We start from the raw sequence: 11,809 nt of genomic DNA, 5'->3' as shown, positions 1-11,809 counted from the left end.
AAACATGGCTGAATAAATAATAAGGACTTAACCATAAAGATAAACTGCAAAATCATCAACAATAAAACACTCGATTTTGAAATAATAAATAATTTTGTACTTTCACAAAATGAAAACTCTAAAAATGGAATTGGTCTATCTAATACTAAAGAACGATTAAAATTACTATTTAAAAACAATTATCAGTTAAACCATCAAATCAAGTTTAATTACTATATAATTCGTTTACAAATACCTATAAACAATGAAGATTAAGTGCGTATTGATTGATGATGAACCATTGGCTATTAAAGTATTAATCAACTATTTCCAAAACTTTCCAGAATTTGAAGTTATTGCTACTTTTAATAATTCTATTGAAGCCTTAGATTTTTTAAATAACAACACTACAGATGCACTATTTTTAGATATAAATATGCCTCTCATGTCTGGTTTTGAGTTGATACAATTGTATAAAAATAATTCGAATACCAAGATTATTATCACAACCGCCTTCCGCGAGTTTGCTGCTGAAAGCTATGATTTAGATGTTCTTGATTATTTAGTTAAACCTATCCCGCTGCCTCGATTTATAAAATGTATATCAAAAATAACTGGTGAATTTCAAAACCGATTAGCTACAAAACAAGAGAATCATCGTGTAGATCCGTATATTTTTATCAAAGTAGATAAAAAAATGGTAAAAATTAATATTGATGAAATTTTGTTCATTGAAGGAATGAAAGAATACATCAAAGTAGTTACCGCTGAAAAAACCTATATTACTCATAAATCACTTTCTTCTTTAACTGAGGAACTTCCAGAAGATCGCTTTATTCGTATTCATAAATCTTACTCCATCGCTTTAGATAAAGTAAAAACAATTGAAGGAAATAGAATACAAATAGCTTCCTTCACAATACCTATAGGCAGAAATTATAGTAAAGAAGTGAAAAGTAAAATTTTAGATTAATTTCCTTAACTTTCCATATTACAAAAAAGTCTTTTGTTGAATAAAACTGGTTGTTGGTTTAAAACTAACGAAATTTAATAGAAATAATTTTTTTTTATGTTGGTTAAGAAATACATTTACCCTATTGCAGCAAGAATTATTTTACTAACCTATTAATTAAATTAAATCATGAATTCTGAAAATTCAAAAACCAATTGGGGGCAATTTATTCCTCTAGTAACCGTCTTCTTCTTTTGGGGATTTGTCGCTGCAAGTAATGACATTTTAATCCCAGTTTTTAAAACCGCATTTAATCTTTCTCAAGGCGAAAGTCAATTAGTTGCTTTTGCTTTTTACATTGCCTACACTGTTGGATCTTTAATATATATGGGGGTTTCAGTTGTACTAAAAGAAGATTTAGTGAATAAAATTGGCTATAAAAATGGTCTTTCATTGGGACTATTAATCTCAGCTTTAGGTACACTTCTATTTTATCCAGCTGCTAATACTGGATCATTTACTTTAATGCTTGCTGGGCTTTTCATTGTTGGTTTGGGATTTTCGTTGCAGCAAACTGTTGCTAACCCACTTGCAATTGCTTTAGGCCCAATATCTACGGGTTCTCAGCGCCTTACATTAGCTGGAGGAATTAACAATTTTGGAACTACTATCGGTCCACTTATCGTTAGTTTTGCCATTTTTGGATCAAGTGCAAATGCCAATACAAGTGCAAGTATAGAAAGCGTAAAAATTCCTTATTTGGTTTTAGGTGTTGCATTTTTACTTGTTGCTATCCTTTTAAAATTTTCTTCTTTGCCAGACAAACCAGCTTTAGTTGAAGAAACAGAAGCTCACGATGGAGTTCCTGCAAAAAAATCGGCTTTGCAATACCCTCAATTAGTAATGGGTATGATTGCAATTTTCTTGTATGTTGGCGTTGAAGTTTCTACTGCTAGTAATTTACCCGCTTACATGGAAAGTAAATTAGGATTCCTGACAAAAGATGTAGCTCCCTATATCTCATTATATTGGGCTAGTTTAATGATTGGTCGTTGGACTGGAGCAGTCGAAGCGTTTACAAATGATATGAGTCTGCAAAAAATATTACGATTCATTGCTCCTTATTTAGCTTTTGGTGTGTTTTTAGGGGTTAATTCTATTGCAAATCATGATTTAACTCCATTTTATGTTTATGGATTAGTGATTTTGGTTCTAATTGCAGCTGATATGGCTAGTAAAGGAAATCCAGCCCGAATGTTATTAATATTTTCAACGTTAGGAATTATTGCCACAGCAATAGGAATGACAACTAGCGGAATGATAAGTGTTTACGCATTCACGAGTGTTGGATTATTTTGTAGTACGTTATGGCCTTGTATTTTTACCCTTGCGGTAAGTGGACTTGGAAAAAACACTAGTCAAGGAAGTAGTTTCTTAATTATGATGATTATGGGTGGTGGTTTCATAAGCGTTTTACAAGGAAAAATTGCTGAAGGAATAGGAATCCAACAAAGTTATATCATTGGAATTTTATGCTTTGCTTATCTAGCTTTTTATGCTTGGAAAGTAAGTGGAATTTTAAGAGCTCAAGGTATTGATTTTGATAAAAAAGTTTCTGGAGGACATTAAGTCGTATTTCAAATAATATAAAAATCCCATTCTATGTTTATTAGAAAGGGATTTTTTGTTGAAACTCAAGTCGCTGAGAATTCTCATATGAAATTCATCTTATAGTTTCAAATAGTACATTTTCAATCGTTCTAGATAAAAACAAAAAACTCCCTTTTGCAGCAAAGCATAAAGGGAGTTTTCATTACTATAAAATCTTAAACCAAAAATAGTTCGTTTACGATCTCAAATCTATTTGTTTCCTTTCTCGAAATCAGCAACAAATTGCGCTAATCCAATATCAGTCAATGGGTGTTTCAATAAACCATGAATAGCAGATAAAGGACCTGTCATAACATCAGCACCAATTTTTGCACAATTTACAATGTGCATTGTATGACGTACAGAAGCAGCTAGAATTTGTGTTTCATACCCGTAGTTATCATAAATTAATCTGATTTCTTCAATCAAAGCCAAACCGTCTGTAGATACATCATCTAAACGCCCAATGAATGGAGAAACATAAGTAGCTCCTGCTTTTGCAGCCAATAATGCTTGCCCTGCAGAGAATACTAAAGTTACATTCGTCTTGATCCCTTTATCAGAGAAATATTTAGCAGCCATTACACCCTCTTTCGTCATGGGTAATTTTACCACAATTTGCTCGTGTAAATCCGCTAATTCTTCACCTTCTTTCACCATTCCTTCGTAATCCAAAGCATTTACTTCGGCACTCACATCACCATCAACTAGATTACAAATATCAACGTAATGTTTTAAAATATTGTTTTTTCCTGTTATGCCCTCTTTGGCCATCAAGGAAGGATTTGTAGTTACGCCATCCAAAACGCCTAAAGCTTGCGCCTCTTTAATCTGGGCTAAATTAGCCGTGTCAATAAAAAATTTCATAATTGTTTTATATTTAATTGTGTGTTTCTAATTCTTTGGGCGTGACCCAAGGGTCGGGCTTTTCGTTACAATCTTTTATTTTTTAAAGAAAAAAATAAAAGGATTTCCACTGCAATCCCTCACGCAAATCCCGTGCAAAATTACAACTTATAATGGTTCATCAGTATTTTTTCATATACTTTATCAGGAAGAATTCTCTTTAAAACTACCGAGAATTTTTGAATAAAAGCTCCTATTTTATAATGAATTTTTGGATTGGGAGTTTGTATAATTTTATAAACCGCTTCGGCCATTTCATTTGGATTTCTTCCGCTATCCACGTGCTCGTCCATTGTTTTCAACGTATTTCTGTATGGAATTTCATAAGCTGATCCTTCTACCACAGGAGCGTGAAATCGTCCAGAGGCAATATTTGTAGCATAATCTCCTGGAGCTACATTTGTAATATGCACCCCAAAGGACTTAACCTCCATACGCAAAGACTCAGTAATTAATTCAAGAGCCCCTTTTGAAGCGGAGTAAATTCCTCGATAAGGCAATCCCATGTAACCTGCTATAGATGTCACATTAATAATCAAACCTGCTTTTTGGGAACGCATCTGCGGCAACACAGCTTTCATGACTTCAATAGGACCAAAAAAATTAGTCTCAAAATTATTCTTCATTTCTTGCATCGGAATTTCTTCCAATGGTCCCGTAATACCCACACCAGCGTTATTAATTACAACATCCAATCTTCCGGAAATTTCAATAACTTTTGCAACAGCCGTACGAATAGAATTAGCATCCCTTACATCTAAAGCTACTAATGGAAAAACTGAATCTACTATACGTTCTGGATTTCTACTAGTGCCATAAACAGTGAAACCTTTCTGCTGCAAAAACTCTCCAATAGACTTCCCTATTCCTGAAGAACCTCCTGTAATCAAAACTACCTTACTCATCAACTTTATTTTTACATTAGGATTGGTCAAAAATAAAAAAATCTTCCCTAAGGAAGACTACATTTACTAAAAAGAAATAAAAAATGGCAAGCGACCTACATCGCACCGCTCAACCACGTACCCTTGCTATGTTCCCATCCTGGGGGAGTCTGCAGGAGCTGGTCGTGTAGGACTTGCCGGTGCAAATATACAATCTTTTTATATTTTTGCAAGTGCTTTACTCATTAAAAATAACGTTGTATATTAGTGCAACAAAAAAAACGATTATGAAAAAATATAACTTGCTATCTGTCATTTTATTAGGAATAGCTCTTAACAGTTGCAACGAAACAAAAAAAGATCAAAATAGTTTATTTAGCATAGATAATTCTAAATTCAAACTGCAATACACGCCAAATGAATCACTAGATGTAAACATAGTAAACAGCAATACTAAAACAATTGACAGCATTGCGCTCTATGTTAACGATAAAAAAATAGCATCCTCCAAAGGAAATTCACCTTTTAAAATAGATTTTAAAGACAAAAAATTAGGATTCCAAAACGTAAAGGCCATAGTGTTTTTCGAAGGACAAAACTCAGAAGCTACCACAAGCGTTGAATTAGTGTCTGATATACAACCAAAATTATTAAAATACACCGTAGTAAACACCTATCCGCACGATACTGCTGCCTACACTCAAGGATTAGAATTTTATAGGGATACGCTGTATGAAGGAACCGGAAATGGTTCAGGCCCATCAGGAAAAAGAGGAATCTCGAGTTTAAGAAAAACAAATTACAAAACTGGAGAAGTGTATAAAAAAGTAGAATTGGCTGATCAATATTTTGGCGAAGGCATTACAATTCTTAATAATAAAGTATATCAATTAACATGGCAAAACAATGAAGGATACGTGTACAATGCGGATACTTTCAAAAAAGAAAAAACAATGCCATACTATAAAAATATGGAAGGCTGGGGATTAGTTAATGACGGTACCCATTTATACATGACTGATAGCTCAGAAACCATTCACATACTAAATCCTGAAACTTTTAAACCTATTGACCAAATTCATGTGTACTCTTCAAATTCTAAAGTAGAAGGCGTTAACGAACTCGAGTGGATCAATGGTAAAATCTACGGAAATGTGTATCAAAAAGACGCTATCGCTGTGATCAACCCCAAAAACGGAGCGGTTGAAGCTATTATAAATCTTGCGGACTTAAAGAAAAAAATCACTCAATTACCTGACACGGATGTTTTAAACGGTATTGCATACAACCCAAAAACAAAAACCATTTTTGTGACAGGGAAAAATTGGGACAAAATGTTCGAAATTAAAATCACTGAATAACTTCATTATAAATGACAACATTAATCGTTAATATTAAAGAGTTGCTTCAGGTTCGGGATTCTTCCGTTTTGAAAGTATCTGGTGCCGATATGGCTGTTCTACCCACAATAAAAAATGCCTATCTTTTTATAGAAAACGGACTTATTGCTGATTTTGGCGCTATGGAAGAGTTGCCTCAAATGACACCTAATAAAACCATTGATGCAACCGGGAAAATAGTTTTACCGTCTTGGTGTGACAGCCATACGCATATTGTGTATGCAGGAAACCGTGAACAAGAATTTGTTGACCGCATTAATGGCATGACATACGAAGAAATTGCAAATCGTGGTGGTGGAATCTTAAATTCGGCTAAAAAACTAAATGAAACCTCAGAAGAAGAACTCTATCAACAATCAAAGGGACGACTAGAAGAAGTAATGCAATTAGGTACAGGAGCTGTTGAAATTAAATCAGGATACGGCTTAACCGTTGACGGAGAATTAAAAATGCTTAGAGTAATTCAGCAATTAAAACAAAATTATCCTGTTACAATCAAAGCTACTTTTCTAGGCGCACATGCATTTCCATTGGAATACAAGGAAAACCACAAAGGCTATATTGACCTTATAATCAATGAAATGATTCCTACCATTGCAAAAAATAAACTGGCTGACTTCATTGATGTATTCTGTGAAACTGGTTATTTTACTGTTGAAGAGACCCAACAAATTATGGAAGCCGGAATTAAATTTGGCTTAAAGCCAAAGATACATGTCAATCAATTCAATTCTATAGGCGGAATCCAAGCGGGAACGCAATACAGTGCCCTTTCAGTTGATCATCTTGAAGTCATGACTCCTAATGATATTGAAGCTTTAAAAAATACTGACGTTATGCCCGTAGCATTACCTTCATGTTCGTATTTTTTGAGTATTCCATACACACCTGCTCGCGAAATGATAAGTGCGGGACTACCGCTTGCACTTGCAACAGATTTTAATCCAGGATCTACACCTTCAGGAAATATGAACTTTGTAGTAGCTACAGCCTGTATAAAAATGAAAATGACACCCGAAGAAGCTATCAATGCAGCTACAATAAACGGTGCATATGCCATGGATTTAGCTACCACGCACGGAAGTATCACAAGAGGCAAAGTCGCAAATTTAATTATTACAGAACCTGTTTCGTCCTATTATCAATTGCCATACGCTTTTGGCAGTAATCTTATAGAAACTGTTATAATTGCAGGAGAAATAATTTCATAAAAAAAAGAGGAACCATTGAGTTCCTCTTTCCTATTATATGGTTGATATTTTATTTTAAAGTAAAACTAGTTTTAGAAACCAATTGATCTTTATCAAAAATATTTACGTAATAAGTTCCTTTAGGAAAATCTTTTCCTCTCACACTTTCAGTAACATCTACAGTTTTGTTTTCATAATTGATGTTAGAAATAAAACTGTAAGTCAAACTATTGTCTCCAAAATTTTCAGTTTTCTTATCTCCAATAACATTGTTTTTACTGTCAATTACTTGAACATAATACGCTTTTGTTCCTGATTGAGCTACTTGATTTTCAGCAATTGTATAGCTTATTCTCAAAACATCAGCTCTACTTGCTTTATCTGTTGAGATTTCTTTACCAGAGCTTTTTAATTTGAATGCAGAACCTCTTGTGTTTAACACCGTTAATTTAGCTGCTTTTTCAACCACTTTTGTCAATTCTTCGTTCTGACCAGCAAGTGCCTCGTTGTATTTTTTTGACTCACCAAGAACTACCGCTGTACTATCACGCTGAGAAGTAAGAGTGGTATTTGCCTTTTTCAAAGACTCATTATCCGCCATCAATACTTTCATTTTACCTTGTAAAGCATTAAATTGAGTTTTGTATTTTGATAATGAAGCTACATCGCCTTTAGACTTACTTAAGTCTGTCATTAATGCTACAACTTTATCTCTCTCTAAAATAAGTTCGTCAGACATGGATGTGTTCTCTGAGATGGCAGCATCATATGTCATTTTTAACTCTTGTAAATCTTTCATAACCGACTCTTTTTCGGTTAATGTAGTACCTAACTCTGTTTTTACCACTTCAGCATCAGAAGTGATTTTAAAAATATAGACTAAACTACCTACTAATAAAATAGCTAATATCGCTACAACCGCTTTAAGGCTTGAACTGCTTTTGGGATTTTCCATTTCGAATTTAATTTTTTGTTTACAAATTTAACATTATCTGTCCATGTACTAACGTATGTTAATGCAATTATATTATTTTTGAGAAAAAAAATTTTTCTGATGGAAAAAATAATACCGTTCACAATAAAGGATCTTGCTAAAATTACAAACCACAGAAGTGGAGAGATAAAATTTGGTGAAAAAATGATCACTATCCCAAAAGATACTGACTCACTGGATTTTATAAAAAATTGCGAGGCTCGATATGTACTTTTTGGAATTCCTGAAGATATAGGTGTGCGAGCCAATTATGGCAGACCAGGAGCTGCTTCTGCTTGGGACAGCGCCATAGCTAGTATAGCTAATATTCAACACAATAGGTTTTGTAAAGGAAGTCAAATTGTAATTTTAGGACAACTTGACGTAGTACAGTTGATGAAAGAGGTAGCAAACCTTGATTTTAACGATATTGATGACCGTTCTAAACTAAGCCAATTGGTTTCAAAAATAGATAAAGATGTTTCCCATATTATTTTTAGCATTGTAAAATTAGGAAAAATACCTATTGTTATTGGTGGCGGGCATAATAATTCGTACGGAAACATAAAAGGAACTGCTCTTGCTAAAGGTAAACCTATAAATGCAATTAACTTTGACGCTCATTCTGATTTTAGAATTCTAGAAGGAAGACATAGTGGAAACGGTTTTTCTTATGCTTTTGAAGAAGGTTTTTTAAAAAAATATTTTGTCTTTGGATTGCATGAAAATTACACCTCAAAAAATGTATTGGATACTATAAAAAAACTAGATGATAGAGTACGATACAATACCTATGACAGCATCAGTATCAGGAGAGAAAAAGACTTTACACAAGAAATGATGCATGCCCTAGAGTTCATCAATGATGAACCGTTTGGCATCGAAATTGACTTAGATGCCATACCTAATATAGCTTGTAGTGCTATGACAATGAGTGGTTTTTCTGTAGAACAATTGCGACAGTTTATTTATTATTATGGAAAACGCCGTAATGCAGCTTACATTCACATTTGCGAAGGCGCACCTGATTTGGGTGAGGATAAAAACAATCATTTGATAGGTAAATTAATAGGGTATCTGGTAACTGATTTTATAAAAGCAAATGGTTCCTTGCTACCTATCATTTAATAAAGTAACCTTTAATTTTTAGAAAAAAGTAACCAAAAATATAAATACTATCTTTGCCACGCTGTTTACTTTCTAATTACAGCTCAATTAATACCCAAAAATATGTTATTCGAAGAGTTATCATTATCAAAAAGCATACAAAAAGCCGTTTTTGAAGAAGGTTATTTAAACCCAACTCCCATTCAAGAACAATCTATTCCAATAGTTTTATCTGGACGCGACTTAATAGGGTGTGCACAAACTGGAACTGGAAAAACTGCTGCATTTGCAATTCCTATTATTCACCAGCTGCATCGAATTGTAGGGTCTTCAAAAAAAGCCAAACAAATTCGTGCTCTTGTTGTGACTCCTACGCGCGAGCTTGCCGTGCAAATAGGCCAAAGCTTTGAAACGTATGCCAAATATACTAATCTAACTCAGCTAACCATTTTTGGGGGTGTTTCTCAAAATCCACAAGTAGATACTTTAAAAAACGGTATCGATATTTTGATTGCTACACCTGGAAGATTACTGGATTTACACAAACAAGGGTTTATTGACTTAGATCATCTTCACACATTAGTTCTTGACGAAGCAGATCAAATGCTTGATATGGGTTTTGTGAATGATGTCAAAAAAATAGTAAAGCTTACGCCAAAAAACAGACAAACTTTGTTTTTTTCGGCTACGATGCCAATTGCCATTCGAGAACTTGCTGAAATGTTTTTAACAGATCCTGAAACCGTAACTGTTTCACCTGTTTCCTCAACCGCCGAAAATGTGGAGCAAAGAGTATACTTTGTAGAAAAAGGGGAAAAAAGAAATTTATTGTACCACTTAATCAAGAACGAAAACTTGACAGATGTTTTGGTTTTCTCTAGAACAAAACATGGTGCTGATAATGTAGTCAAAGCGTTGCGCAAAAACAATATTCCAGCCGAAGCTATACATGGAGACAAGTCCCAAAATGCGAGACAACGTGTTCTTGATGCTTTTAAAAACAAAGAAATTGGTGTTCTTGTTGCTACTGATATTGCTGCCAGAGGAATTGATATTGATCAACTTCCAGTAGTAATCAATTTTGATTTACCTAATATTCCAGAAACCTACGTACACCGCATAGGAAGAACAGGACGCGCTGGTAATGGCGGAATTGCCATTTCTTTTTGCGGTAAAGACGAACATACGTATTGGAAAGAAATTCAAAAACTAATAAAAGTAGATGTTAAAACTGTTAATGATCATTTGTTTCATTGGCACTCTGGAAGCCCTGAGTCGGCACCCGCATCACAACAAAAAAATTCAAACAGAAGTGGTGGAGCTCATAAATCAAGAAAATCAGCTACATCAAAACAAAATAAGAAACGCTGGTACTAGGTAGTTAAGGGATATTAATTATGAGCGTACCAAAGAATCATCATATAATCTCAAAAGTTCATATTAAGAATTTCTTCAACAAAAGTGAAGGAAAAATTTATGTGTATGATAAATTTGAAAAGAAAATATTCTTTAAAAATACGTTGAAATCTCTTTTTAGTGAACAATACTCTAATTCAAGATTTTCAGATGGAGAAATTGATCACGAAACATTAGAAAAAGAGTTAAATGATTTTTTTGAAAAAGACTTTGCAAAAAACGTTTCAATAGTTCAACACTTTATTTCGAATAACAATCAAAACGAAGAGATTATTAACGCTTTACTATATTTCGTTAAATATGGAATTATTGCAGAAATGCGAACATCAAAACATAAAAAAGAAGTAGATGAAGCTATTTTTGGGTCTTTAAAAGGTTTAAGCGAAATGTTTGCACCTGAATTAAAAGCCGATTTTGAAAAGTCATTAGAATTCCAAAACCATGTAAAATATAGTAATTTGACAAGCTATTTGAAAATTGCTGATGAAGTTTTGGAAAAGATGGGAGATTTGAGATACGAAATTTTAGTTGCAAATGAGTTTAATTATTTTTTTATTCCAGATTTTGGAGCAGCAACTCAAAGAGATAAAATAAATGTATACTTTAATCCAGACATAAAAGAGATTGCTTATGTCGGTTTAGCTTTAACAAGTAAAATTTTTATTAATTTTTTTTCAACAAAACTTTATAAAAACAAACCTTTACCATCATCGACAATTATTCATTGTGACTTCAATGCTGTAGAATACTACAATCGTCTAAATCTTCGATACTGTCAATGTCAAGTGGCGTCTGAAAATGAAGAATATTTGAAAGAATTTGTTAAAAGAAATCCAACCATTGTATAACAAGGATATAGTAAGATTGTAAATTTTATATTAAATTCATCTTTATATTTTGTTATATATTTTATCTTTATAGAAAAATCATCAGTTACGAAGTGCACAACTTAAGCAAGTACTTAAGACTACTGGTATCTTAAAAAAAAACAATGGAATTAGAAAATTTTAAGAATAGTCTAAAAAGATTGAAAAAATGTAATATGTATTGGGACGAAATGCTTCCTAATAAAAAAGGACGTTTGTGTCAAAAATGCAATAAAACGATCATCGATTTTTCAAAAATGTCTTTTTCTGAAATCGCACTTAAGATGTCTGAAACTAACGAATCTACTTGTGGTTATTATTTACCGGAACAAATAGCAGAAGTTAGAAGATTAAAAAACAATATTCCTTTGAGTCTTGGATTAACTTCATTAATCGCTACCACTTCATTTGCAAATTCAGAACATAATGAAAACAATAAAATTGAAAATTATAGTTCAATCAAAATAATTAACGATACAGAAAATA

General features: G+C 33.1%; 11 protein-coding genes and 1 other RNA gene. 8 read left to right on the top strand and 4 right to left on the bottom strand.

All coding sequences use genetic code 11. The features are described from left to right. The first annotated feature begins 244 nt into the window (after positions 1-244). On the top strand, positions 245-952 hold the full coding sequence (locus DNC80_RS07775; protein ID WP_182650603.1) for a LytTR family DNA-binding domain-containing protein: 708 nt from the start codon (positions 245-247) through the stop codon (positions 950-952). Between the two features lie 168 nt (positions 953-1,120). Further along, positions 1,121-2,560, top strand: a complete 1,440-nt coding sequence (locus tag DNC80_RS07770) for an MFS transporter (protein ID WP_182650600.1) — start codon at positions 1,121-1,123, stop codon at positions 2,558-2,560. Positions 2,561-2,791: 231 nt separating this feature from the next. On the opposite strand, the gene fsa is transcribed toward DNC80_RS07770, so the two are convergent. The 3 genes from fsa to ffs form a co-directional block, all read right to left on the bottom strand. Continuing rightward, positions 2,792-3,448, bottom strand: coding sequence for a fructose-6-phosphate aldolase (gene fsa, locus DNC80_RS07765; protein ID WP_182650597.1), 657 nt, complete (start codon positions 3,446-3,448; stop codon positions 2,792-2,794). A gap of 140 nt (positions 3,449-3,588) precedes the next feature. Next, positions 3,589-4,392 (bottom strand): SDR family oxidoreductase, encoded by an 804-nt coding sequence (locus tag DNC80_RS07760; RefSeq protein ID WP_182650595.1) that lies wholly within the window; start codon positions 4,390-4,392, stop codon positions 3,589-3,591. Positions 4,393-4,473: 81 nt separating this feature from the next. Continuing rightward, positions 4,474-4,571: signal recognition particle sRNA small type (ffs, locus tag DNC80_RS07755), an RNA gene on the bottom strand. A gap of 87 nt (positions 4,572-4,658) precedes the next feature. Here ffs and DNC80_RS07750 point away from each other — a divergent pair. Continuing rightward, positions 4,659-5,732 (top strand): glutaminyl-peptide cyclotransferase, encoded by a 1,074-nt coding sequence (locus DNC80_RS07750; protein WP_182650593.1) that lies wholly within the window; start codon positions 4,659-4,661, stop codon positions 5,730-5,732. Positions 5,733-5,743: 11 nt separating this feature from the next. Next, complete coding sequence (gene hutI / locus DNC80_RS07745; RefSeq protein WP_182650591.1) at positions 5,744-6,982, top strand: imidazolonepropionase; 1,239 nt, start codon at positions 5,744-5,746, stop codon at positions 6,980-6,982. 49 nt (positions 6,983-7,031) lie between these two features. On the opposite strand, the gene DNC80_RS07740 is transcribed toward hutI, so the two are convergent. Then, positions 7,032-7,916: a hypothetical protein gene (locus tag DNC80_RS07740; protein ID WP_144892161.1), complete on the bottom strand. Its 885-nt coding sequence runs from the start codon at positions 7,914-7,916 to the stop codon at positions 7,032-7,034. A gap of 99 nt (positions 7,917-8,015) precedes the next feature. On the opposite strand from DNC80_RS07740, the gene DNC80_RS07735 reads away from it, so the two are divergent. From DNC80_RS07735 to DNC80_RS07720, 4 genes are all read left to right on the top strand, one after another. Beyond that, on the top strand, positions 8,016-9,062 hold the full coding sequence (locus tag DNC80_RS07735) for a formimidoylglutamase (RefSeq protein ID WP_182650590.1): 1,047 nt from the start codon (positions 8,016-8,018) through the stop codon (positions 9,060-9,062). Positions 9,063-9,164: 102 nt separating this feature from the next. Further along, on the top strand, positions 9,165-10,418 hold the full coding sequence (locus DNC80_RS07730; RefSeq protein WP_182650588.1) for a DEAD/DEAH box helicase: 1,254 nt from the start codon (positions 9,165-9,167) through the stop codon (positions 10,416-10,418). Between the two features lie 20 nt (positions 10,419-10,438). Then, complete coding sequence (locus DNC80_RS07725; protein ID WP_182650586.1) at positions 10,439-11,305, top strand: DUF4238 domain-containing protein; 867 nt, start codon at positions 10,439-10,441, stop codon at positions 11,303-11,305. A gap of 143 nt (positions 11,306-11,448) precedes the next feature. Continuing rightward, on the top strand, positions 11,449-11,809 hold a 361-nt coding region (locus DNC80_RS07720), incomplete at its 3' end, for a hypothetical protein (RefSeq protein ID WP_370628722.1).

It is taken from the genome of Flavobacterium sp. SOK18b (assembly GCF_014156605.1).
Taxonomy (GTDB): domain Bacteria; phylum Bacteroidota; class Bacteroidia; order Flavobacteriales; family Flavobacteriaceae; genus Flavobacterium; species Flavobacterium tiangeerense.
Note: the sequence above shows the minus strand (reverse complement) of the source record. Positions and strands in the feature narration are given on the sequence as shown.